Genomic DNA, 22,295 nt, shown 5'->3' on the forward strand with positions numbered 1-22,295 from the left:
GTCAGCCCGGGACGCGGTCGGACCGCCCGGGCGCGCGCGGCGCCGGCACCCGGGCGCCCGCGGCCGCCAGCTCGCCGCCCGCACCGGCGGGCGCCGGGCTGGCCGGTGCGGCCGCCGCCCGCTCGGCCACGGTCCGCCGGGGCCGGCCGGGCACCAGTTCCGGGGTACGCCGGGCGGCCAGGTCCTCGACCCAGCCGACCAGCAGGGTGACCACACCCACCAGCGCGAACACCAGCGCCACCCGGATCGCCAGCCCGAGAAGGTCCTGGTGCGACCAGCCGACCACGTCGACCAGCGGGGTGAGCGCCACCACGAACGGCATGTGCCAGAGGTAGACGGTCAGCGCGCGCCGGTTCAGCACGGTGACCACCCGGCCCAGCACCGGGGTGCGGTCGACCCAGGCCGCCCCGGCCGGCGCCCGGCCGATCGCCACCAGGATGAACGCCGCCGACCAGAGCGCGTTGCCCAGGTGGATGTCGTTCAGGTCGTGGCCGCGCGGGCCGGGGTGGGTGAAGGTCCAGGCCAACCCGGCCACACCGAGCGCGACCGCGAGCGGCACGAGCACCCGGTCGGCCACCCGGCGCAGCAGCCCGTCGTGATGGGCGAAGCCGAGCAGCCAGGCGCCGAAGTACAGGCCGAACTCGCGCAGCACGGCCGGCGGGTTCGCCAGCACGCCGAACTCGATCGCCGCGAGCAGCGCGTACGGGGCCAGCAGGGTGGGCAGCGGGGCCCGGCGGAACAGCCACAGGGCCACCGGCGAGGCCAGCACGAACCAGAGGTAGTCCCGCAGGTACCAGATCGGGCTCAGCGCCAGGGCGCCCCAGTAGTTGGCCGGTGGGTCGCTGACCGGGAAGAGCCAGAGCAGCACCTTCGGGGTGAGCGGCAGCCCGGTGAGCAGCATGGCCGGCACGAAAACCGCGGCGAGCACCCAGAGCGACGGCAGCAGCCGGCGCAGGCGGCGCCCGACGGCCGGTACGCCGCGGCGGTCCAGCGACGCGGCCATCAGCGAGCCGGCGAGTGCGAACATCACCGACATCGCCGGGAAGATCAGGGTCAGCGTCGCCCATCCGGTGACGTGGTAGACGACGACGCGCACGATGGCCAGGGAGCGGAGCAGGTCGAGGTATCGGTTACGCATCAGCTCGCGGGGGCGTCGGGGGCAGGGGATAGCGCTTCCCTACCCTCCGACCCCGCCGGACGAAACGGTGCGCGGGCCCGGGTCAAAAGTGAAACATCCCATAAACCAGACCGATCCGGACCGCCGCGGCGGGCCTCGGAACGCGGACCGCCGACCCCGGGGATCGGGACCGGCGGTTCGGGCGTACGGGGTCAGAAGCCGAGCTTGCGCAGCTGCTTCGGGTCGCGCTGCCAGTCCTTCGCGACCCGGACGTGCAGGTCCAGGTAGACCCGGGTGCCGAGCAGCTCCTCGATCTGCCGGCGGGCCGTGGTGCCGACGTGCTTGAGCCGGCTGCCGCGGTGACCGATCACGATCGCCTTCTGGCTCGGTCGCTCCACGTACACGTCCGCGTAGATCTTCGTGAGGCCGCCCTCGGCGATCATCTCCTCGACGACCACGGCGATGGAGTGCGGCAGCTCGTCCCGGACGCCCTCCAGGGCGGCCTCGCGGACCAGCTCGGCCACGAGCACCTGCTCCGGGTCGTCGGTGAGCATGTCGTCCGGGTAGAGCTGCGGCGACTCCGGGAGGTAGCCGGTCATCACGTCGACCAGGGTGTCCACCTGGTGCCCGGAGACGGCGCTCACCGGCACCACGTCGGCGAACTCGCCCAGCTCGCTCACGGCGAGCAGCTGCTCGGCCAGCCGCTTCTTGTCCACCAGGTCGGTCTTGGTGACCACGGCCAGCACGGTGGCCCGCAGCTCGGCCAGCTCGCCGGTGATGAACCGGTCGCCCCGCCCGATCGGCTCGTTCGCCGGGATGCAGAGCCCGATCACGTCGACCTCGCTCCAGGTCTCGCGCACCAGGTCGTTGAGCCGCTCGCCGAGCAGCGTGCGGGGACGGTGCAGGCCCGGGGTGTCGACCAGGACGAGCTGCGACTCGGGACGGTGCAGCACGGCCCGGATGATGTGCCGGGTGGTCTGCGGCTTGTTCGAGGTGATGGCGATCTTGGTGCCGACGATCGCGTTGGTCAGCGTCGACTTGCCCGCGTTCGGCCGCCCGACGAAGCAGCCGAAACCGGCCCGGTAGGGACGCTGCTCGTCGCTCACTCGACCACCGTGCCCAGGACGGTGCCGTCCGGCGCGGCCACGTGGATCGGCGCGTCGGCGGCGAGGTCGCGGACGGCGGCGTGCCCCGCGCCGTCCAGCGTCGACGCCTCGGTCACCACCACGGCGGCCTCCAGCCGGCTCGCGCCGGCGGCCACCGCCGAGGCGACCGCGAGCTGGAGCGCGGTCAGGGTCAGCGACGGCAGCGCCACGCTGGCCGCCGCGTACGTCCGGCCGTCCTGGTCACGGACCGCCGCGCCCTCCACGGCGCCGACCCGGCCCCGCGCGCCCCGGGCCAGGACGACCAGCTTGCCGTCCTCGGCGCTCAGCTCGGCCGGGTCGGACGGGGTGGGCCGGGCCGCCGGCACGGCGGGTGACTCAGGCATCGGCGGGTTGCCTCTCCTCGGAACGGTTCTGGTTGCCGCGGGGATCGGCCTGCTCGCCGCGCCCCGCGCTGTCCGGCGCGCCGCCCGGCTCGACCCGGCTGACCAGCACGGTGTCGATCCGGTTGCGCCGCCCGGTGGTGCCCTCGGCGATCAGCCGCAGGCCGGCCACCTCGGCCCCGGAGCCGGGGATCGGCACCCGGCCGAGCGCCTGGGCGAGCAGGCCACCGACCGTCTCCACCTCGTCGGTGGGCAGTTCGGTGTCGAACAGCTCGCCCAGATTCTCCACCGGCAGCCGGGCGGTCACCCGCACGGCACCGTCCGCCAGGCGCTCGACCGGCGGGCGTTCGACATCGTACTCGTCGGTGATCTCACCGACGATCTCCTCCAGGATGTCCTCGATGGTGACCAGGCCGCCGGTGCCGCCGTACTCGTCGACGACGATGACCAGGTGGTTGCGGGCCGCCTGCATCTCCGAGAGCAGGTCGTCGACCGGCTTGGACTCGGGCACGAAGGTCGCCGGCCGCATCAGCTCGGCCACCGGCATCTGCCGGGCCTCCGGGGCGCCCTGGATCCGCCGGATCAGGTCCTTGAGGTAGAGCACGCCGAGCACGTCGTCGACGTTCTCGCCGATCACCGGGATCCGGGAGAAGCCGGACCGCAGGAAGAGCGCCAGCGCCTGCGCGAGGGTTTTGCCCTCCTCTATCCACACCATCTCGGTCCGCGGCACCATCACCTCGCGGGCGATGGTGTCGCCGAGCGCGAAGACCGAGTGGATCATCTGCCGCTCGCCGTGCTCGACCACGCCGCGCTGCTCGGCCAGGTCCACCAGCTCACGCAGCTCGACCTGGGTGGCGAACGGCCCCTCCCGGAAGCCGCGCCCCGGGGTGACCGCGTTGCCGATCAGGATGAGCAGCGAGGCCAGCGGGTTGAGCGCCCGGCCCAGCCAGCGCACCAGCGGCGCGACCGCGCGGCCCACCGCGTAGGCGTGCTGCCGGCCGAGGGTGCGCGGCGCGACGCCGACCACCACGAAGCTGACCACGGTCATCGCCCCGGCGGTGACCAGGGCGGCCCGCCAGCCGGCGCCGAAGGTGTCCACCGCCACCAGCGCGACCAGCGTGGTGGCGGTCAGCTCGGCCAGCAGCCGGAGCAGGAGCAGCAGGTTGAGGTGGCGGACCACGTCGCCGGCGACCGCCTGGAGGGTACGCGCGCCGCGCGCGCCGTCCCGGGCCAGCTCGGCGGCCCGGGCCGGTGAGACGGCGGCCAGCGCGGCCTCGGTCATCGCGATGAGGCCGGCGAGCACCACCAGCCCCGCCGCGACGGCGAGGAGTGTGAGGTCGGGCAGGCCGGCGGGCGCGCCGCCGGCCGCCAGGGTGGTCATCACTGCGACCGGGTCGACCGCCAGCTGGCCAGCAGTCGGGCCTGGAGATCGAACATCTCCCGCTCCTCCTCCGGCTCGGCGTGGTCGTAGCCGAGCAGGTGCAGCACACCGTGCACGGTGAGCAGGTGCAGCTCGTCGGCGGTGGAGTGCCCGGCGGTGGCCGCCTGCTTGGCCGCCACCTCCGGGCAGAGCACGATGTCGCCGAGCAGGGCCGGCTCACCGCCGGCCGGGGCGGTCTCCCCCGGGCCGTGGTCGACGCTGCCCTCGTCCATGGGGAAGGCGAGCACGTCGGTCGGGCCGTCGCCACCCATCCAGCGGTGGTTCAGCTCCGACATGTATTCGATGTCGACCAGCAGCACGGAGAGCTCGGCGAGGGGGTTGACCCCCATCTCGTCGAGGGCGTGCCGGGCGACGGCGAGCACGGCGTCGGTGTCGACGTCGGCGCCGGACTCGTTGGCGATCTCGATGGACAACTGTCTTCCTCTGGTGGATTAGCGGCGCCGGCCGGCCCGGCCGCCCTGGGCGGTCCGCCCGGGCACGGCGTGCACGCTCTGCGCCTGCTGGCTCTCCCGCTCGGCGTCCCAGCGGGCGTACGCGTCGACGATCTCGCCCACCAGCTTGTGGCGGACCACGTCGGAGCTGGACAGCTGGGCGAAGTGCACGTCCTCGACGTTGCCCAGGATCTCCCGGACCACCCGCAGGCCGCTCGTCGTGCCGCCGGGAAGGTCCACCTGGGTGACGTCACCGGTGACCACGATCTTGGAATTGAAGCCGAGCCGGGTGAGGAACATCTTCATCTGCTCGGGCGTGGTGTTCTGCGCCTCGTCGAGAATGATGAACGCGTCGTTCAGGGTGCGGCCCCGCATGTACGCCAGCGGCGCGACCTCGATCGTGCCCGCGGCCATCAGCTTCGGGATCGACTCCGGGTCGAGCATGTCGTGCAGCGCGTCGTAGAGCGGCCGCAGGTAGGGGTCGATCTTCTCGTTCAGGGTGCCGGGCAGGAAGCCCAGCCGCTCCCCCGCCTCGACCGCCGGCCGAGTCAGGATGATCCGGTTGACCTGCTTGGCCTGGAGCGCCTGGACGGCCTTCGCCATGGCCAGGTAGGTCTTGCCCGTGCCGGCCGGGCCGATGCCGAAGACGATGGTGTGCGCGTCGATGGCGTCGACGTAGCGCTTCTGCCCCAGCGTCTTGGGACGGATGGTGCGGCCGCGCCGGGAGAGGATGTTGAGCGTCAGGACCTCGGCGGGCCGCTCGGTGCCGCCCTGCTCGAGCATGCCGACGGTACGCCGGACGGCGTCAGTGGTCAGGGTCTCGCCTTTCTCGATCAGTTCGAGCAGCTCGCTGAAGAGGCGCTCGGCGAGGGCGTTGTCGGCGGGCGCGCCGGTGATGGTGATCTCGTTGCCCCGCACGTGGACGTCACTGTTGACCGAGCGTTCGACGAGCCGCAGGATCTCGTCGCCCGCGCCGAGCAGGTTCACCATGATCTTCTGGTCGGGAACCGTGATCCTGGTCTGCACCCGGGGCGGGCCGGGAGGTGGGGTGCCGGTCATAGATCGGGCCGTCGGGCCCTACGCCACCTGCTCTCGAACTCGGCGCCGGGCCCTGCTGGCGCGGCGGTCGTGACTCCCATCGTATCGGGTCAACACCCGCGGCACCGTGCCCATTTCCGGCGCTGGAAGATCAGTCACCGGCGCGGAAGTCGTACCCCTCGAAGGTCTCCTGGTGCCGGCTGAAGCGGTAGGTGGCCCAGTGCATCCGCACCACCGCGCCGCGCTCGTCCCGGGTCAGCCGGAGCAGCTCGCCGACCTCCCGGCCGGCGACCGTGCGGAACACGTCCGGCCGGTCCGGCAGCGGCGCGAACACGGCGGGCGGCTTGCCGGCCGGGTCGTCCGCGCCCCGGGCCCGCAGCGTCCCGTCGTGCCAGGAGAAGACGTACTCGAAACCCTCGCCCCACCAGCGGCCCAGCAGGCCGCGCAGGTGCTCCGGGGCGGGCGCGCCGGGGCGCCACGGCTCGATGTCGGCCGGGTCGTGCTCGGCGGCGGCGGCGAGCAGCCGGTGGGTCAGCTCGAAGACCTCCACGCCGGTGCCGGAGGAGCCCAGCACCGCGCAGCCCATCGCGCCGGCGGTGCCGTCCCCGCCGCGCCGGCCGTAGACGGCGGCCAGGAAGCCGGGCATCGCCCCGTCGTGCCCCACGTGCAGCACCCGCCCCGGCTGCGGCACCAGGATCAGCCCGAGGCCGAAGCCGCCGGTCCAGAGCGTCTCGTCGGTGGTGGTCAGCGGCCAGCGCATCTCGTCGAGGGTGGCCGGCGCGAGCACCGCGCCGGCCGGGTCGAGCGCGGCCGGGTCGGCCAGGAAGGCCGCCCAGCGCGCCATGTCCGGTGCGGTGCTCCACAGCTGCGCGGCGGGGGCCACCGCGCCGAAGTCGGTCGGCGGCTCCGGCCGGGCCTCGTCGGAGTACGCGTCGACCAGGAACCCGGTCGCCGCCCGGTCGCCGGGCGTGGTGCCCGTGGCGGTCAGCCCGAGCGGGGCGAGCACCCGCTCGGCCAGCACCTCGGCCCAGGTGCCGCCGCGCAGCCGGGCCGCCATCTCGCCGAGCAGGGCCATGCCGAGGTTGGAGTAGTGGTAGCGCCGACCGGTGGGCAGCACCCGCTCCACCCGGGCCAGGTCGGCGAGCAGCTCGCTGACGTCGGGCGCGCGCAGGCTGTCCCAGACGTCACCGTGCGGCTCGCGCTGGAGGCCCGCGGTGTGCGACAGCAGCCGGCGTACGGTCAGCTCGCCGTGCGCCGGCAGGTCGAGGTGCCGCCCGATCGGGTCGTCCAGGTCGAGCAGCCCGTCGTCGCGGCACTGCATGACCAGCACGGCCGTGAAGGTCTTGGTGACCGAGCCGATCCGGAAGACCGTGTCCGCCCCGAGCGGGGTGTCGTTGCCGGTCCCGCCGGCCGCGCAGGTCCAGAGCGGCCGGTCGGCCCGGTGCAGGGCGACCGAGACCGCCGGGATCCGCCCGTGGGCCTGCGCCTGCCGCACCATCCGGCCGAGCCGGTCATGCACCGTGATCATGAGGGCAGTCTAGGCAGCGCGTCAGCGGCAGAGCATCGGGCCGAGCGGTCCCCCGCCGAGCAGGTGCGCGTGCACGTGGAAGACCTCCTGGCCGCCGTACGGTCCGGTGTTGAACATGAGCCGGAAGCCGTCCACCGTGAGGCCCTCCTCCTCGGCCACCACGGCGGCCGTGCCCAGCAGCTCACCGGCGAGCGCCGGGTCGCCCTCGGCCAGGGTGACCACGTCCGCGTAGTGCTCCTTCGGGATCACCAGCACGTGCGTGGGCGCTTTCGGGTCGATGTCCCGGAAGGCCAGGGTGGTGGCGGTCTCACGGACGATGGTGGCCGGGATCTCCCCGGCGACGATCCGGCAGAACAGGCAGTCGGTTCCCATCGGGGCATGGTAAGTCGTCCCGTACCGGCTGAGGCATGATGTGCCGCGTGACTTCTCGGGCGGTGCTGGTGACGGGGGCCTCGCGGGGCATCGGGAGCGCGGTGGCGCGGGCGTTCGCGGCGGGCGGGGACCGGGTGGCGATCCACCACCGGGACTCCGCCGACCTGGCCGAGGCGCTGCGGGCGGACCTGCCCGGCGACGGGCACGTGGTGGTCCGCGCCGACCTGGCCGACCCGGAGGCCGTCCGGGCCATGGTGGACGAGGCGGCGCAGCGCCTGGGCGGCCTCGACGTCCTGGTCAACAACGCCGGCGTCTACGGCCCCCGCGACCTGCCGCACCCGGTGTTCGGCAACACCTACGACCAGTGGCGGGAGCAGTGGCGGCTGGTCCTGGAGACCAACCTGACCGGCGCCGCGAACGTCACGTGGTGCGCTGCGCAGCACATGCGCGAGCGGGGCGGCCGGATCGTGAACGTGTCGTCCCGGGGCGCCTTCCGGGGTGAGCCGGAGCAGCCCGCGTACGGGGCGAGCAAGGCGGGGCTGAACGCGCTCGGCCAGTCGCTGGCGCTGGCCCTGGCCCCGTACGGCATCGCGGTGGCCACGGTCGCGCCGGGCTTCGTGGCGACCGACATGACCACCACCCACCTCAGCGGCGAGCGGGGCGACGCGATCCGCGCCCAGTCCCCGTTCAACAGGGTGGCCCGCCCCGAGGAGATCGCCGCGGCGGTGCACTGGCTGGCCAGCCCCGAGGCGGAATGGGCCTCCGGCACCATCGTCGACCTGAACGGCGCGTCCTACCTCCGCACCTGACGGCCCACCGCGCCCACCGCCCGGGCCGCCCGGGCCGCCCGGGCCGCCCGTCCGAGTTGATCAAGAGGTTTGCGTCGGAATCCGGCCGGATCCTGACGCAAACCTCTTGATCAACAACGAGAGTGCAGGCGGCGTTCCGTTCACCAGCGGGACAGGCGGGTGGACAGGACGCTCAGGGCGGCCACGCCGGCCGTCGACGTACGGAGCACCGACGGGCCCAGGCGGACCGGACGGGCACCGGCCTCCTCGAAGGCGGACAGCTCGGTGTCGGCGATACCGCCCTCCGGGCCCACCACCAGCACGATCTCGCCGGTCTCGGGCAGCGCGGCGGTGGTCAGCCGCTCCTCGGCCTCCTCGTGCAGGACGAACGCGGCGGCCGCGCCGGCGATCCGCCGCGCCACCGTGGCGGTGGACTCGTCGGGCGTGCCCGCCACCACCGGCAGCCACGGGCGCCGGGCCTGCTTGGCCGCCTCCCGGGCGGTCGCCGCCCACTTCTCCCGGGCGCGTGCGCCCCGGTCACCCCGCCACTGGGTCACCGAGCGGGACGCCGCCCACGGGACGATCTCGTCCACCCCGACCTCGGTCATCGCCTGCACGGCCAGCTCGCCCCGGTCGCCCTTGGCGATGCCCTGCACCACGACGAGCCGGGGGACGGACGCGTCGGCGTACCCCCGGGAGGTGACCCGGAGATCGAGGGTGCCCCGGCCGACGGCGGTGACCACCGCGCCGGCCGTGCCGCCCCGCCCGTCGGCCAGCAGCAGCTCCTCGCCGACGCGCAGCCGCTGCACGGTGGCCGCGTGATGCCCCTCGGGGCCGTCCAGCGTCAGCGTGTCACCGGTGGGCAGCGCCTCGACCAGGAACAGCGGCGCCGACACCTCAGGCGTGCCCGTTGAAGGCGTCGCGCATCCGGGAGAAGAAGCCGCCCTGCTTGGTCAGCTCGGCGACCTCCTCACCACGGGTCTTGGCGAAGTCGCGCAGCATCCGCTCCTGGTCGGCGTCGAGCTTGGTCGGGGTCCGCACGTCGAGGTGGACGTAGAGGTCGCCCCGGCCGGTGCCGCGCAGGTGCGGCACGCCCCGGGCACGCAGCCGCAGCGTGCTGCCCGGCTGGGTGCCCGGCTTGACGTCGACCGTCTCCTCGCTGTCGAGGGTCTTGATGGTCAGGCGGGTGCCGAGCGCGGCCGCCGTCATCGGCACGGTGACCCGGCAGTGCAGGTCGTCGCCCTTGCGGGAGTAGACGTCGTGCGGCCGCTCGTGGATCTCGACGTAGAGGTCGCCGGCGGTGCCGCCACCGGGGCCGACCTCGCCCTGCTGGGCCAGCCGGATCCGCATGCCGTCCTCGACGCCCGCCGGGATCTTCACGGTGAGCGAGCGCCGGGTGCGCACCCGGCCGTCGCCCGCGCAGGTCGGGCAGGGGTGCGGGATGGTCGTGCCGTAGCCCTGGCAGACCGTGCACGGCCGGGCGGAGACCACCTGGCCGAGGAAGGTCCGCTGCACCGACTGCACCTCGCCCCGGCCGCCGCACGCCTCGCAGGTGGCCAGGTGGGTGCCGGCCGCGGTGCCGGCGCCGGAGCAGGTGGTGCACAGCACCGCGGTGTCGACGGTGATCGGCGCCTCGACGCCGAACGCCGTCTCGTTCAGGTCCAGCTCCAGCCGCAGGATGGCGTCGGCGCCCGGCCGGGTGCGCGGCCGCGGGCCGCGGCTGCCGCCGGCCGCCCCGCCGAAGAAGGCGTCCATGATGTCCTGGAAGCCGACGAACGGGCCGGCCCCGCCCGGACCACCCGCACCCGCGCCACCGCCGCCCGGGGCGAGCGGGTCGCCGCCCAGGTCGACGATCTGCCGTTTCCGATCGTCCGAGAGGACCTCGTACGCGGCGTTGATGTCCTTGAACTTCTCCTGTGCCTCCGGGTCCGGATTGACGTCCGGGTGGAACTGCCGCGCCAGCTTGCGGTAGGCGCGCTTGATCTCGTCGTCGGAGGCGTCCCGGCTCACGCCGAGAATGCCGTAGTAGTCCCTGGCCACTGCGTTCGGTGTCCTCATGTTCGTCTCGCGTTGCGCCGGTCGTCGGCCGGAGCCGGCCGACGGCCCTGACTGGTCAGTTCTGGGCCAGCAGTTCGCCCACGTAGCGTGCCACGGCCCTCACCGTGGCGATGGTGCCGGGGTAGTCCATCCGGGTCGGGCCGAGCACGCCGAGACCACCCACGATGGTGCTGCCCGGGCCGTACCCGGTGCTGACCACCGAGGCGGCGCGCAGGTTGTCGATCTCGTTCTCGTCGCCGATGAGCACCCGGGTGGTGCTCGGCTCGGCCTCCCCGATCAGCTTGAGCAGCACGACCTCCTCCTCGAGCGCCTCGAGGATCGGTCGCAGCGAACCCTGGAAGTCGAGCAGGCCGCCCCGGGTCAGGTTGGCCGTGCCGGCCAGCGCGATGCGCTCCTCGTGCCGCTCGACCAGCGTCTCCAGCAGCACGCTGGAGAGGGTGGCCATGGCCGGGCGCAGCTGCGGGGTGGACTCGTCGACGAGGGCCTGCACGAGTGGCGGGGTGTCCGAGAGCCGGCTGCCGACCAGCTTCTCGTTGACCACCCGGCGCAGGTCGGTCACGTCCTCGGCGGCCACCGGCCCGGGCAGCTCGACCAGCCGCTGCTCGACCCGGCCGGTATCGGCGATCATGACGACCATCAGCCGGGTGGTGGAGATCGGCACCAGTTCCAGGTGGCGCACCTTGGAACGGGCCAGGCTCGGGTACTGCACCACGGCGACCTGCCGGGTGAGCTGGGCGAGCAGGCGGACCGTGCGGTGCACCACGTCGTCCAGGTCGACGGCGCCGACCAGGAAGCGCTCGATCGCCCGGCGCTCGGCCGGGCTGAGCGGCTTGACCCGGGAGAGCCGGTCGACGAAGAGGCGGTAGCCGCGGTCGGTGGGCACCCGGCCGGCGCTGGTGTGCGGCTGCCGGATGTAGCCCTCCTCCTCCAGCACCGCCATGTCGTTGCGGACGGTCGCCGGGGAGACGCCCAGCTGGTGGCGCTCGACCAGGGCCTTGCTGCCGACCGGCTCCTGCGTGGCGACGTAGTCCTCGACGATCGCGCGCAGCACGGCGAGTTTGCGGTCGTCGAGACCCATCTCCACACCTCCTGACGCACCTCGTCCGCCCCGGCGCGCGGCATCCGCCGGGCGTCTGGCACTCGACTGTAGCGAGTGCCAGTCTACGTCGGCGGGCCCGCCGACGCGATGATCAGCGGCGCACCGCGGGTGCGGCCCGCCGCACAGTCGGCCCGCCAGAGCCGAACAGCCGGACATCCCGGGCGATCTCGCTCTGGTGCGCTCTTGCCTCCGGGACCTACCGTGACGTCCATGACTGAACCTCCTCGCCCTCCCGGAGCGGGGGACTCCGGCGCACCGCCGCCGGAGCCGACCCCGCCGTCGGCGCCGTTCGGCTCGTCGTCGGCCGCCGAGCCTCCCACCGCACCACTGTCCGGGGCACCGGCGGGGGGCGACTATCCCCCGCCCGGTGGCTATCCGCCGCCTCCCGGAGGCCAGCCGCCGTCGGGCGGCTACCCGCCCCCGGGCGGCTATCCCCCGCCGGGCGGCTACGGGGCGCCGGGCGCCGGCTACCCGGGCGGCGGGGCCTACGGGCCGCCCGCCGGCTACGCCAACAACGACGACAAGACCTGGGCCCTCGTCGCGCACTTCGGCGGGGCGGCCGGGATGTTCGTCGGCGGCGGCGTACTGGGCTGGGTGGCCCCGCTGATCGCCCTGCTCGCCCGCGGCAACCAGTCGCCGACCGTCCGCGCGCACGCGATCGCCGCGCTGAACTTCCAGCTCATCTGGTCGATCATCGCGCTGGTCGGCTGGATCCTCGCCTGCATCCTGATCGGTTTCGTGATCGGTTTCGGCGCGATGCTCGTCGGCATCATCTTCGGCATCCTGGCCGGGGTGAAGGCCAACGAGGGGCAGCTCTACCGCTACCCGATGTCGGCCAGCCTGATCAAGTGACCCGCCCCGGCCGGCTCCCTCCCGGGGGGCCGGCCGGTCCGGTCAGGGCAGCAGGTCGCGCACGACCGCGTCAGCGAGCAGCCGGCCGCGCAGGGTGAGCACCGCCCGTCCCGCGGCGTACGCCCCGGGGTCCAGCAGGCCGTCGGCGCGAGCCCGTTCGGCGCCCGCCCGGCCCGCCTCGTCGAGCCCGGACAGGGGCAGACCCGTGGCGAGCCGCAGCCGCAGCATCACGTCCTCCATGTGCGCCTCGTCCGGCGTGAGCACCTCCCGGGCCAGGCCCGGGGACTCCCCGGCGGCCAGCCGCTGGGCGTACGCGGTCGGGTGCTTCACGTTCCACCAGCGCACCCCGCCGACATGGCTGTGCGCCCCCGGGCCCAGGCCCCACCAGTCGGCACCGGTCCAGTAGAGCAGGTTGTGCCGGCACCGGGCCGCGTCGGAGCGGGCCCAGTTGGAGACCTCGTACCAGGAGAAGCCGGCCGCGCCGAGGGCCGCCTCCGCCGCGAGGTAGCGGTCCGCCGCCACGTCGTCGCTGGGGTACGGCAGCTCGCCGCGGCGCATCCGCGCGGCCAGCCGGGTGCCGTCCTCCACGATCAGGGCGTACGCGCTGACGTGGTCCACCCCCGCCGCGACCACCTGGTCCAGCGAGGCGGCGAAGTCCTCGGCGCTCTCCCCCGGGGTGCCGTAGATCAGATCCAGGTTCACGTGGTCGAACCCGGCGTCCCGCGCCTCCAGCGCGGCGGCGGTGGCCCGGCCGGCGCTGTGCTGCCGGTCGAGGATCGCCAGCACCCCGGGGGCCGCGGACTGCATGCCCAGCGAGATCCGGGTGTAGCCGGCGGCCCGCAGCGTCTTGAGCGACTCCGGGGTGACCGTCTCGGGGTTGGCCTCGGTGGTCACCTCGGCGTCGGCGGCCAGCCCCCAGGTCCGGTCGATGCCGTCGAGGATCCGGGCCAGGTCGTCGGCCGCGAGCAGGGTGGGGGTGCCCCCGCCCACGAAGACGGTGTCGACCCGGGGCGGCGGGGAGTCGCCGAGCACCCGGCCGGCGAGGGCCAGCTCGGCCAGCACGGTGTCGGCGTAGGTCTCGCGGCTGGCACCGCCGCCCAGCTCGGCCGCCGTGTAGGTGTTGAAGTCGCAGTAGCCGCACCGGCTGGCGCAGAACGGGACGTGCACGTACACGCCGAAGCCGCGCGCGCCGACGGCGCGGCGGGCGGCAGCGGGCAGCGCCCCGTCGCGCGGGATGGGTTCGCCTTCTGGAAGGACGCCGGGCATGGCCACTAGTGTGCCCGGCATGACCTCTCCGGACGCTCTCGTGCGGGTCGCCACGGCCCGTGGGGTGACCACCCTCACCCTGGACAGCCCGCACAACCGCAACGCGCTCTCCACCCCGCTGATGACCGAGCTGCTGGCCGGGCTGGCCGCGGCGGTGGCCGACGACGCGGTCCGGGCGATCGTGCTGGACCACACCGGCCCGGTGTTCTGCTCCGGCGCCGACCTGAAGGAGACCGCCGCCGCGTACGCCAGCGGGTCGGTGCCGGCCGGGATGCTGGGCGACGTGCTGGTCGCGGTGCGGGAGTGCCCGAAGCCGGTGCTCGCGAGGGTGGCCGGGCCGGCGCGGGCCGGCGGGCTGGGCCTGATCGCCGCCGCGGACCTGGCGGTCTGCGCCGAGGAGGCCACGTTCGCCTTCACCGAGGTCCGGATCGGGGTGATCCCCGCGGTGATCTCAGCGACCGTGCTGCCGCGGCTGCACCCCCGGGCCGCCGCCGAGCTGTACCTGACCGGCGACACCTTCGACGGCCGGCGGGCCGCCGAGATCGGCCTGGTCACCGCGGCCGTGCCGGCGGACGGGCTGGACGCCGCGGTGGAGCGCTACTGCGCCTCGCTCGTGAAGGGCGCCCCGAAGGCCCTCGCCGGGGCCAAGGAGCTGCTGCGGCGGCCGGCCGCCACCGACCTGCGGGCCGAGATCGCCGAGTTGGCGACCCTCTCGACCGGGTACTTCCTCTCCGAGGAGGGCCGGGAGGGCGTACTCGCGTTCCGGGAGAAGCGGCCCGCGGCCTGGGTGCCCGCCGGAGACTGAGGTCGGGGCCCCCGGAAGCGGCGCGTGCCGGGGCGGTGACGCAGCGGGAGCCGTCCGGTCGGCCGACCCGGACACGGGAGTGAACGACGTACGCTTGGCGGGCTGTCGGGACAGGGGGTGCGGGTGCGAGCGCGAGCGGCGATCGTGGCATCGGGTGTGGTGGTGGCGGTGCTGGCCCTGCTCGGCGTGTGGTTCGTCGCGAAGCAGTTCGGGCACCACCTGCGGCTGCCGACGGCGAGCCGGACCTGCACCGTCCAGGCCGACGGCGAGGTCGTGCTCAGCGCCGACCAGATGGCCAACGCGGCCACCATCGCGGCGATCGGCGTGCAGCGCAAGATGCCTGAGCGGGCCGTGGTCGTGGCGCTGGCGACGGCCTACCAGGAGTCACACCTGCGCAACATCGCGCATGGCGACCGGGACTCGCTCGGCCTGTTCCAGCAGCGCCCGAGCCAGGGCTGGGGCACCCCCGAGGAGATCCGCGACCCGCGCTACGCGGCGACGAAGTTCTACGCCGCGCTGAAGAAGGTCAAGGGCTGGGAGAAGCTGCGGGTCACCGAGGCCGCCCAGCGGGTGCAGCGGTCGGCCTACCCCGAGGCGTACGAGAAGTGGGCGGACGAGTCGCAGGTGCTCACCCGGGCCCTGCTCGGCAACGCGACCGGGGCGGTGGCGTGCACGGTCGGCCCGACGCCGACGATGCGCGGCCCGGCCGCCGCCAGCGCCCTGATGCAGAGCCTGGCCCTGGACTGGGGTCTCCCGGAGCTGAACTCGGGCACCGACCTGACCGGGCTGACCGTGCCGGCCGCCGACACCCGCAACGGCTGGCGGTACGCCCACTGGCTGGTCTCCCACGCCGACGACCACGGGGTGAAGCGGGTCCGCTTCGGCGGCCTGGAGTGGACGGCCGAGCAGGGCACCTGGGCCCGGGTGAAGGGCGATCCCGCGACCCAGGTGCTGGCCGAGGTCTTCGCCGCGGCCTGACCCGTCGGTCAGGCGACCCGCCCCAGCCGGCGGCGCACCTTCGCCTGCAGCGACTCCGGCAGGTCCGGCACGTCGAGCAGGCGCGGCAGCAGCTCCGGCTCCAGCGTGGTCGCCCGGAACACCTCGCCGATCGTCACACCGTGCGCCGGCCGGTCGACCACCTCGACGGGATCGCCCGCGCCCACGTCGCCCTCGCGCAGCACCCGCAGGTACGCCCCGGGCGCCCGGTGCTCGGTGAACCGCTTGATCAGGTCGGGCATGCCCCAGAAGCCGGCGAAGGTGCGGCACGGCGTACGTGGCTTGGTGACCTGGAGGACGGCGGAGCCCACCGCCCAGCACTCGCCGATCACGGCGCCGGTGACGTCCACCGCCCAGGTGGTGAGGTTCTCGCCGAAGGCGCCCGGCCGCAGCGCCCGGCCCAGCTCGCCGGCCCACCAGCCGGCGTCCTCCTCGGCGTACGCGTAGACCGCCTGGTCGGGGCCGCCGTGGTGGGCCCGCTCGCCGATGAAGTCACCGGTGACCCCGCCGAACCGGATCGCCACCCGGCCGTCGACCGGCCGCTTGTCGATGCCGCTGCGGCCGCTCGGGTCGCCCGCCCATGCCGCCTCGGTCACCCCGCCGATGTTCACCGCCGCCAGCCTGCCCGTCATGGCGGTCAGCCTAGGGGCCGCCACCGGGCGCCGGGAAACGGGTTCCGCCCGGCGCCGGGTGGACCGCTCAGCCCTTGACCGCCCCGGCGACCAGGCCGGAGACCATCCGGCGCTGGACCAGCAGGAAGAAGACGACCACCGGCAGCGTGAACAGCGTCGAGGCGGCCATCACCGAGCCCCAGGCGGTGTCGTCCCGCCCGAAGAAGAACGTCATGGCCACCGGAAGCGTGTACTTGTGCTGGTCGTTGATGAAGGTCAACGCGAAGATCAGCTCGTTCCAGGCGGTGATGAAGGAGAAGATGCTGGTGGCCACCAGGCCGGGGGCGACCAGCGGGAAGAGCACCTTGCGGAAGGTCTGGGCCCGGCTGGCCCCGTCGATCGCCGCCGCCTCCTCCAGTTCCTTGGGCACCGCGGCCACGAAGCCGCGCAGCATCCAGACCGCGAACGGCAGCGAGAAGCCGAGGTAGGTCAGGATCAGGCTGGGCAGGGTGTTGTAGAGCCCGAGCCGCTGGATCATCAGGAACAGCGGGATGACCAGCGCCTCCAGCGGGATCATCTGCACCACCAGCAGCAGGATCAGGAAGGTGGTGCGCAGCTTGAAGCGGAACCGGGCCACCGCCGTCGCGGCGAGCAGCGCGACCAGTCCGCTCAGCAGCACGGTGGCCACCGCGACCAGCGCGCTGTTGAGGAAGAAGTCCGTGAAGGTCACGCCCGGGATCAGGTTGCCGGTGAGGATCTCCCGGTAGTGCTCCAGGGTCGGCTCCGCCGGCACGGGGCGCGGCGTGGCCGAGAAGATCTCCTTGTTGGGCTTCAGCGAGGTGGCGACCATCCAGTAGACCGGGAAGGCCGCGAAGAGCGCGACCAGCAGGCCGGCCCCGTTGAGGGCGATCTTCTTCACGACTCGTCCTCCTGCCGGAGCACCATACGGACGTACACGCCGGTCACCACCAGCAGGATCAGGGTGAGGATGACGGCGATCGCGGAGCCCAGGCCGTACTTCGGCGGCGGCGAGAACGCCTCCGCGTACGAGTAGATCGACAGCATGAACGTCGACCGGTCCTGGGTGCCGCCGGCCAGCACGAACTGCTGGGTGAAGACCTTGAAGTCCCAGATCGTGGAGAGCACCACGAGGATGCCGAAGACCGGCCGCAGCATCGGGAAGGTCACCGACCAGAAGACCCGCCACGGGCCGGCGCCGTCCACCCGGGCGGCCTCCTGGAGCTCGCTCGGCACGCTTTTCAGCCCGGCCAGCACGCTGACCGCGATGAACGGGAACGAGTGCCAGACCACCACGAGGGTCAGGATGCCGAAGAACAGCAGCGGATCGTTGAACCAGCCGTAGCCGGTCCAGTCGCTACGCCCGAACACGGCCGTGGAGAGCCCGTCCGGAAGCTTGTTGAACAGCCAGGTCACCAGGCCGCTGGTGTCGTCGAAGATCCACTTCCAGACGATGGTGCCGGTCAGCGCCGGGGTGGCCCAGGCCAGCATCACGCAGCTCGCCACGAACGTGGCCATCTTCTTGCCGAGCTTGTTGAGCAGCAGCCCGACCAGGGTGCCGAGGATCATCGTGAGCACCACGTTGGCCACGGCGAAGAGCACGGTGTTGCGCAGCACCGTCCGGAAGAACGGGTCGCCGAGGATCTGCGCGTAGTTGGCCAGGCCCACCCACGGCCACTCGCGGTCCCCCCGCAGCTGCCGGACGCTGTCCAGCTTGTAGAAGGACATCATCACGACCTGGCCGAGCGGCCAGAGCAGCAGCACCGCGATGATCGCCAGGCAGGGCAGGAGCAACAGGTACGGGAGGCGGTCCACACGGCGGCGCCGCCGCGCGGGGGTCTCCCGCGCGACGGCTTCGCCGGTGGCCTCGGTCAGCGTGGTCACTTGGCGTTGAGGATGCTTTCCATCTCGGTGGCCGCGTCGGCGGTGGCCTTCTCGACCGTCTTCTGGCCCTTGATGACCGAGCTGTTCATGGCCTGGGTCACCGTCTTGGTCCGGCTCACCTCCACCCACTTCGGGGTGAGCGGGGTCAGCTTGGTGTTCTGCATGGCGGTGGCGAACGCCGCCATCACCTTGTCGTTGGCGTAGTTGCCGCCGCTGACCAGGTCCTTGTAGACCGGGAAGAAGCCGAGGCTGCTGGCGAACTCCTGGTCCTTCTGCTTGCTCAGCAGCACGGTCAGGTAGTCCCAGGCGAGAGCCTGCCGCTTGCTGTCCTTCCAGAGGGCGATGTCGGAACCGCCGGCGAAGGCCGGCGCGGCCTTGCCGTCCGGACCGGGGATGGGGAACGTGCCCCACACCTTCTCGATGTCCGGGTTGTCCTTCTTCATCGCGCCGCCCTGCCAGCTACCGGCGAACGCCATGGCGGCCTTGCCGGTCGCGAACTGGGTGCGGGCGTCGACCTCGTTCCAGGCGGCGGCGGCCGGCGGGGCCACCTTGTGCACGGTCACCAGGTCGGTCCAGAACTTGACGGCCTTCTGCGCCTCCGGCGTGTTGTAGCCGGACTTCCAGCTGTCGCCGTCCTTGGTGGCGATCTCCGCGCCGGCCGCCCAGAGGAACGAGTAGAACGGCAGCTCGGAGTTGCCGGGCAGGGCGATGCCGTAGGTGCCCGGCTTCTTGGCCTGGACGGTCTTCGCGGCGGTGACCAGCTCGTCCCAGGTGGTCGGCGGCTTCACGCCCGCCTCGGCGAACCAGTCGGTGCGGTAGTAGATGGCGCGCACGCCGGCGTACCACGGGACGCCGTACTGCTTGCCGTCGAGCTGGGCGTTCTTCACCAGGTCGGGAAGGATGTCCTTGCCCTCGGACCAGCCGTTGAACTTCTCCGTGACGTCGGCGAGGGCCTCCTGCGCCGCCCAGCCCTGGGTCTCGGTGTTGCCCAGCTCGGTGACGTCCGGGCCCTCCCCGCCGGCGAGGGCGGCCTGGAACTTCTTCGGCGCCTCGAGCCAGGGGATGTACTGCACCACGACGTCGGTCTCGGGGTGCTTCTTCTTGAACTCCGCCTCGACGCCGTCGAGGAACTTGGTCTGGGCGTCGCCGCCCTCACCCATCATCCAGACCGTCAGCTTGCTGTTGTCCGCGGCCTTGTCGTCGTCGCCGGAGCCACCGCACCCGGACAGCACCATCGCGGCCGAGGCCACGATGGCGGTGACCGGGGCCAGCCGCTTCCACCTGTTCACGCCATATCTCCCTCGGGGCCGTTTGGCACTAACCTTCTCCGCCGCACCTTAGTAGGAAAATTTCCTTTACAACAGGGGGTAGTCGCGGCGGGCGGCCGTGGCGACCGTACAACAGCCGAAGGCCCGGACGGCAGGGGTGCCGTCCGGGCAGCTCAGGGAGATGGAAGCGGGCGCCCGACCGGTCGGTCGGGCGCCCGCTGCAGCGTTTCGGTGCCGGGGGTCAGTAGCGCGAGACGCCGCGGCGGCGACCCACACCGGCCACCAGCGCCACGCCGATGGCGGCGAACAGGACCTGCAGCAGCAGCTCCCGCCAGTCGATGCCGGCGGTGTCGGCGAAGCCCGAGGCCCGGGCGACGATCGTGCCCAGCAGCGCGGCGCCGACGCCGATCAGCATGTGCAGCCACATCGGCATGTTCTGGCGGCCCGGGACGACCAGGCGGCCCAGAGCGCCGACGATCAGACCAACGATGAGCGCGGTGATGATGCCCCAAACGGTGAGCTCCACGGTCGCCCTCCTTCTCTTGAATGAGTCACACGATGTCGTGTGGTTCCTGTCGTGACCGCTAAGTTCCCGACCCGCCGAAAATCCAAACCGACTCCGGTGACGAATTACGCGCAACGGCTCTGAGCTGGGCTTTCTTTGCCTTATTCGGGCGCACGGAAAGCGGCCGTCCGACCATTGGCAGCCTGACCGCGTTCAATGCGCAAACGCCAGCGGGCGCCCGACCGGCCGGTCGGGCGCCCGCTGAGGCGCGTGGCGAGGTGCGTCAGTAGCGCGAGACGCTGCGGCGGCGACCCACGCCGGCCACCAGGGCCACGGCGATGGCGGCCAGCACGACCTGGACCAGCAGCTCCATCCAGTCGATACCGGCGGTCTCGGTGGCGATGCCCATGGCGCGGGCCAGGACGGTGCCCAGCAGCGCGGCGCCGACGCCGATCAGCATGTGCAGCCAAATCGGCATGTTCTGGCGGCCCGGAACGACCAGGCGGCCCAGCGCGCCGACGATCAGACCAACGACGAGCGCGGTGATGATGCCCCAGACGGTGAGATCCACGGTCCTTCTCCTTCTAAGAAGTTTCACACGGTCTGTGTGGTTCCTGTCGTGACCGGTAAGTGCCCGACCCGCCGAAAACCCAAACCGCCCCACTTCCCGCGCCGCCCGCCGGGCACGCGCCCGCCCGCCGGTGATCACGCAGGTGGGAGCGGTTCCGGCCGGCGAGGAAAAATCTTCATCGGGTACGCGAAACGGCCGGCACCCCGGGCGAGCGGGACACCGGCCGTTCCGACCGACTGGGGCTACTTCTTACCGGGGGCCTTGCCGTCGCCGGAGTCGGAGGAGAGCGCGGCGATGAAGGCCTCCTGGGGGACCTCCACCCGGCCCACCATCTTCATCCGCTTCTTGCCCTCCTTCTGCTTCTCCAGCAGCTTGCGCTTCCGGCTGATGTCACCGCCGTAGCACTTGGCGAGCACGTCCTTGCGGATGGCGCGGATCGTCTCCCGGGCGATCACCCGGCTGCCGATGGCGGCCTGGATCGGCACCTCGAACTGCTGGCGTGGGATCAGTGTGCGCAGCTTCGCCGCGATCGTCGTGCCGTAGGTGTAGGCCTTGTCCTTGTGCACGATCGCGCTGAACGCGTCCACCGGCTCGCCGTGCAGCAGGATGTCGACCTTCACGAGGTCGGACGCCTGCTCGCCGGACGGCTCGTAGTCCAGTGAGGCGTAGCCCTTGGTGCGGCTCTTGAGCTGGTCGAAGAAGTCGAAGATGATCTCGGCCAGCGGCAGCGTGTACCGCAGCTCCACCCGGTCGGCGGAGAGGTAGTCCATGCCGAGCAGGCTGCCCCGCCGGCCCTGGCACAGCTCCATCACCGCGCCTACGTAGTCGTTCGGGGTGAGCACGGTGGCCCGCACCGTCGGCTCGTACACCTCGGCGATCTTGCCGGTCGGGTACTCGCTCGGGTTGGTCACCACGATCTCCTGGCCGTCCTCCTGGATGGCCCGGTAGACCACGTTCGGCGCCGTGGAGATGAGGTCGAGGTTGAACTCGCGCTCCAGCCGCTCCCGGATGATCTCCAGGTGCAGCAGGCCGAGGAAGCCGCAGCGGAAGCCGAAGCCGAGCGCGCCCGACGTCTCCGGCTCGTAGACCAGGGCGGCGTCGTTCAGCTTGAGCTTGTCCAGCGCCTCGCGGAGGTTGGGGTAGTCGGACCCGTCGATCGGGTAGAGGCCCGAGTAGACCATCGGCTTCGGGTCCTTGTAGCCGCCGAGCGCCTCCTTGGCCGGGTTGGCGTTGATGGTGACCGTATCGCCGACCCGGGACTGGCGGACGTCCTTCACGCCGGTGATCAGGTAGCCCACCTCGCCGACGCCGAGCGCGTCGGCCTTGACCATCTCCGGGGAGATGACGCCGATCTCCAGCAGCTCGTGGACGGCGCCGGTGGACATCATCTTGATCCGGTCCCGCGCGCTGATCTTCCCGTCGACGACCCGGACGTAGGTGACCACGCCGCGGTAGACGTCGTAGACCGAGTCGAAGATCATGGCGCGGGCGGGGGCGTCGGCCTTGCCCACGGGCGGCACGAACTGCCGGACGATCTCGTCGAGCAGGTGCGGCACGCCCTCACCGGTCTTGCCGGAGACCTTGATGCAGTCCGCCGGGTCACCGCCGATCAGGTGGGCCAGCTCCTCGGCGTACTTCTCCGGCTGGGCGGCCGGCAGGTCGATCTTGTTGAGCACCGGGATGATGTGCAGGTCGTTCTCGAGCGCCAGGTAGAGGTTGGCCAGCGTCTGCGCCTCGATGCCCTGGGCGGCGTCGACCAGCAGGATGGCGCCCTCGCAGGCCGCCAGGGACCGGGACACCTCGTAGGTGAAGTCGACGTGGCCCGGGGTGTCGATCATGTTGAGGACGGCGGTCTCGCCGGCCCGGTCGCCCTCGCGGATCGTCCACGGCATCCGCACGGCCTGGCTCTTGATGGTGATGCCGCGCTCGCGCTCGATGTCCATCCGGTCGAGGTACTGGGCGCGCATCTGCCGAGGGTCGACCACGCCGGTGAGCTGCAGCATCCGGTCGGCCAGGGTCGACTTCCCGTGGTCGATGTGAGCGATGATGCAGAAGTTCCTGATGCGCGCCGGGTCGGTGGCACCAGGAGCGTTCGCGCCGGGATCGAGCGTCGGTGGCACAGCGGTCCGTTCTGGTCGGCTGACGTGAGCGGGCCGGCGCG

23 protein-coding genes are annotated in these 22,295 nt (G+C 72.6%); 4 read left to right on the plus strand and 19 right to left on the minus strand.

What is annotated here, in order from left to right; translation table 11 throughout:
* Position 1 precedes the first annotated feature (1 nt).
* The 8 genes from ABZW14_RS29745 to ABZW14_RS29780 all read right to left on the minus strand — a co-directional run bounded on the left by ABZW14_RS29745 (position 2) and on the right by ABZW14_RS29780 (position 7,413).
* Positions 2 to 1,138, minus strand: coding sequence for an acyltransferase (locus tag ABZW14_RS29745; RefSeq protein WP_355352929.1), 1,137 nt, complete (start codon positions 1,136 to 1,138; stop codon positions 2 to 4).
* A 191-nt stretch (positions 1,139 to 1,329) separates the two neighbouring features.
* Positions 1,330 to 2,223, minus strand: a complete 894-nt coding sequence (gene era / locus ABZW14_RS29750) for a GTPase Era (protein ID WP_355352932.1) — start codon at positions 2,221 to 2,223, stop codon at positions 1,330 to 1,332.
* Positions 2,220 to 2,606: a cytidine deaminase gene (locus ABZW14_RS29755; RefSeq protein WP_154228179.1), complete on the minus strand. Its 387-nt coding sequence runs from the start codon at positions 2,604 to 2,606 to the stop codon at positions 2,220 to 2,222. Before ABZW14_RS29755 ends, era begins: the two co-directional genes overlap by 4 nt.
* Positions 2,599 to 4,008, minus strand: coding sequence for a hemolysin family protein (locus ABZW14_RS29760; protein WP_355353019.1), 1,410 nt, complete (start codon positions 4,006 to 4,008; stop codon positions 2,599 to 2,601). Before ABZW14_RS29760 ends, ABZW14_RS29755 begins: the two co-directional genes overlap by 8 nt.
* The gene (gene ybeY, locus ABZW14_RS29765; protein ID WP_355352936.1) at positions 3,984 to 4,457 is read right to left on the minus strand and encodes an rRNA maturation RNase YbeY; all 474 of its coding nucleotides are present in this window, start codon (positions 4,455 to 4,457) and stop codon (positions 3,984 to 3,986) included. Before ybeY ends, ABZW14_RS29760 begins: the two co-directional genes overlap by 25 nt.
* A gap of 18 nt (positions 4,458 to 4,475) precedes the next feature.
* Entirely contained in the window at positions 4,476 to 5,534 is a 1,059-nt protein-coding gene (locus ABZW14_RS29770) for a PhoH family protein (RefSeq protein ID WP_355352939.1), read from the minus strand.
* A gap of 130 nt (positions 5,535 to 5,664) precedes the next feature.
* A complete protein-coding gene (locus ABZW14_RS29775; RefSeq protein WP_355352942.1) occupies positions 5,665 to 7,041 on the minus strand; it encodes a serine hydrolase domain-containing protein in 1,377 nt (458 codons plus the stop codon).
* Positions 7,042 to 7,062: 21 nt separating this feature from the next.
* Positions 7,063 to 7,413 (minus strand): histidine triad nucleotide-binding protein, encoded by a 351-nt coding sequence (locus ABZW14_RS29780; protein WP_355352945.1) that lies wholly within the window; start codon positions 7,411 to 7,413, stop codon positions 7,063 to 7,065.
* 47 nt (positions 7,414 to 7,460) lie between these two features.
* Here ABZW14_RS29780 and ABZW14_RS29785 point away from each other — a divergent pair, with 47 nt between their 5' ends.
* A complete protein-coding gene (locus ABZW14_RS29785) occupies positions 7,461 to 8,222 on the plus strand; it encodes an SDR family oxidoreductase (RefSeq protein ID WP_355352948.1) in 762 nt (253 codons plus the stop codon).
* 140 nt (positions 8,223 to 8,362) lie between these two features.
* Here the strand turns inward: ABZW14_RS29785 and ABZW14_RS29790 are convergent, their stop codons facing one another.
* The 3 genes from ABZW14_RS29790 to hrcA form a co-directional block, all read right to left on the minus strand.
* Positions 8,363 to 9,097: a 16S rRNA (uracil(1498)-N(3))-methyltransferase gene (locus ABZW14_RS29790; RefSeq protein WP_355352951.1), complete on the minus strand. Its 735-nt coding sequence runs from the start codon at positions 9,095 to 9,097 to the stop codon at positions 8,363 to 8,365.
* Position 9,098: 1 nt separating this feature from the next.
* Positions 9,099 to 10,241: a molecular chaperone DnaJ gene (dnaJ, locus tag ABZW14_RS29795; RefSeq protein WP_355353022.1), complete on the minus strand. Its 1,143-nt coding sequence runs from the start codon at positions 10,239 to 10,241 to the stop codon at positions 9,099 to 9,101.
* Between the two features lie 73 nt (positions 10,242 to 10,314).
* Positions 10,315 to 11,337 (minus strand): heat-inducible transcriptional repressor HrcA, encoded by a 1,023-nt coding sequence (gene hrcA, locus ABZW14_RS29800; RefSeq protein WP_355352954.1) that lies wholly within the window; start codon positions 11,335 to 11,337, stop codon positions 10,315 to 10,317.
* Between the two features lie 231 nt (positions 11,338 to 11,568).
* On the opposite strand from hrcA, the gene ABZW14_RS29805 reads away from it, so the two are divergent.
* The gene (locus tag ABZW14_RS29805; RefSeq protein WP_355352957.1) at positions 11,569 to 12,210 is read left to right on the plus strand and encodes a DUF4870 domain-containing protein; all 642 of its coding nucleotides are present in this window, start codon (positions 11,569 to 11,571) and stop codon (positions 12,208 to 12,210) included.
* Between the two features lie 42 nt (positions 12,211 to 12,252).
* Here ABZW14_RS29805 and hemW read toward each other — a convergent pair whose 3' ends face one another.
* Positions 12,253 to 13,476 (minus strand): radical SAM family heme chaperone HemW, encoded by a 1,224-nt coding sequence (hemW, locus tag ABZW14_RS29810; RefSeq protein WP_355352960.1) that lies wholly within the window; start codon positions 13,474 to 13,476, stop codon positions 12,253 to 12,255.
* Between the two features lie 19 nt (positions 13,477 to 13,495).
* Between hemW and ABZW14_RS29815 the strand changes: the two genes are divergently transcribed.
* Together ABZW14_RS29815 and ABZW14_RS29820 are read left to right on the plus strand one after the other, a co-directional pair.
* A complete protein-coding gene (locus ABZW14_RS29815) occupies positions 13,496 to 14,281 on the plus strand; it encodes an enoyl-CoA hydratase-related protein (RefSeq protein WP_355352963.1) in 786 nt (261 codons plus the stop codon).
* 117 nt (positions 14,282 to 14,398) lie between these two features.
* The gene (locus ABZW14_RS29820; RefSeq protein ID WP_355352966.1) at positions 14,399 to 15,259 is read left to right on the plus strand and encodes a hypothetical protein; all 861 of its coding nucleotides are present in this window, start codon (positions 14,399 to 14,401) and stop codon (positions 15,257 to 15,259) included.
* A gap of 8 nt (positions 15,260 to 15,267) precedes the next feature.
* On the opposite strand, the gene ABZW14_RS29825 is transcribed toward ABZW14_RS29820, so the two are convergent.
* From ABZW14_RS29825 to lepA, 7 genes are all read right to left on the minus strand, one after another.
* Positions 15,268 to 15,909: an MOSC domain-containing protein gene (locus ABZW14_RS29825; protein WP_355352969.1), complete on the minus strand. Its 642-nt coding sequence runs from the start codon at positions 15,907 to 15,909 to the stop codon at positions 15,268 to 15,270.
* A 67-nt stretch (positions 15,910 to 15,976) separates the two neighbouring features.
* A complete protein-coding gene (locus ABZW14_RS29830) occupies positions 15,977 to 16,807 on the minus strand; it encodes a carbohydrate ABC transporter permease (protein WP_355352972.1) in 831 nt (276 codons plus the stop codon).
* Positions 16,804 to 17,790 carry a sugar ABC transporter permease gene (locus tag ABZW14_RS29835; RefSeq protein WP_355352975.1) on the minus strand — a complete coding sequence of 329 codons (987 nt, stop codon included), beginning with the start codon at positions 17,788 to 17,790 and terminating at the stop codon, positions 16,804 to 16,806. The genes ABZW14_RS29830 and ABZW14_RS29835 overlap by 4 nt, the downstream gene beginning before the upstream one ends.
* The gene (locus tag ABZW14_RS29840; RefSeq protein ID WP_355352978.1) at positions 17,787 to 19,079 is read right to left on the minus strand and encodes a sugar ABC transporter substrate-binding protein; all 1,293 of its coding nucleotides are present in this window, start codon (positions 19,077 to 19,079) and stop codon (positions 17,787 to 17,789) included. The genes ABZW14_RS29835 and ABZW14_RS29840 overlap by 4 nt, the downstream gene beginning before the upstream one ends.
* A gap of 220 nt (positions 19,080 to 19,299) precedes the next feature.
* The gene (locus ABZW14_RS29845) at positions 19,300 to 19,584 is read right to left on the minus strand and encodes a GlsB/YeaQ/YmgE family stress response membrane protein (RefSeq protein WP_091269914.1); all 285 of its coding nucleotides are present in this window, start codon (positions 19,582 to 19,584) and stop codon (positions 19,300 to 19,302) included.
* A gap of 262 nt (positions 19,585 to 19,846) precedes the next feature.
* Complete coding sequence (locus ABZW14_RS29850; RefSeq protein WP_355352981.1) at positions 19,847 to 20,134, minus strand: GlsB/YeaQ/YmgE family stress response membrane protein; 288 nt, start codon at positions 20,132 to 20,134, stop codon at positions 19,847 to 19,849.
* Positions 20,135 to 20,376: 242 nt separating this feature from the next.
* On the minus strand, positions 20,377 to 22,254 hold the full coding sequence (gene lepA, locus ABZW14_RS29855; RefSeq protein WP_355352984.1) for a translation elongation factor 4: 1,878 nt from the start codon (positions 22,252 to 22,254) through the stop codon (positions 20,377 to 20,379).
* Positions 22,255 to 22,295 lie beyond the last annotated feature (41 nt).

The organism is Micromonospora sp. NPDC004551, assembly GCF_040609975.1.
GTDB lineage: Bacteria > Actinomycetota > Actinomycetes > Mycobacteriales > Micromonosporaceae > Micromonospora.

Coding starts and splice junctions, on each gene's coding strand:
- ABZW14_RS29745 (WP_355352929.1), bottom strand. CDS start 1,138: ATGCGTAACCGATACCTCGACCTGCTCCGCTCCCTGGCCATCGTGCGC.
- ABZW14_RS29755 (WP_154228179.1), bottom strand. CDS start 2,606: ATGCCTGAGTCACCCGCCGTGCCGGCGGCCCGGCCCACCCCGTCCGAC.
- ABZW14_RS29770 (WP_355352939.1), bottom strand. CDS start 5,534: ATGACCGGCACCCCACCTCCCGGCCCGCCCCGGGTGCAGACCAGGATC.
- ABZW14_RS29775 (WP_355352942.1), bottom strand. CDS start 7,041: ATGATCACGGTGCATGACCGGCTCGGCCGGATGGTGCGGCAGGCGCAG.
- ABZW14_RS29780 (WP_355352945.1), bottom strand. CDS start 7,413: ATGGGAACCGACTGCCTGTTCTGCCGGATCGTCGCCGGGGAGATCCCG.
- hrcA (WP_355352954.1), bottom strand. CDS start 11,337: ATGGGTCTCGACGACCGCAAACTCGCCGTGCTGCGCGCGATCGTCGAG.
- ABZW14_RS29805 (WP_355352957.1), top strand. CDS start 11,569: ATGACTGAACCTCCTCGCCCTCCCGGAGCGGGGGACTCCGGCGCACCG.
- hemW (WP_355352960.1), bottom strand. CDS start 13,476: ATGCCCGGCGTCCTTCCAGAAGGCGAACCCATCCCGCGCGACGGGGCG.
- ABZW14_RS29815 (WP_355352963.1), top strand. CDS start 13,496: ATGACCTCTCCGGACGCTCTCGTGCGGGTCGCCACGGCCCGTGGGGTG.
- ABZW14_RS29825 (WP_355352969.1), bottom strand. CDS start 15,909: ATGACGGGCAGGCTGGCGGCGGTGAACATCGGCGGGGTGACCGAGGCG.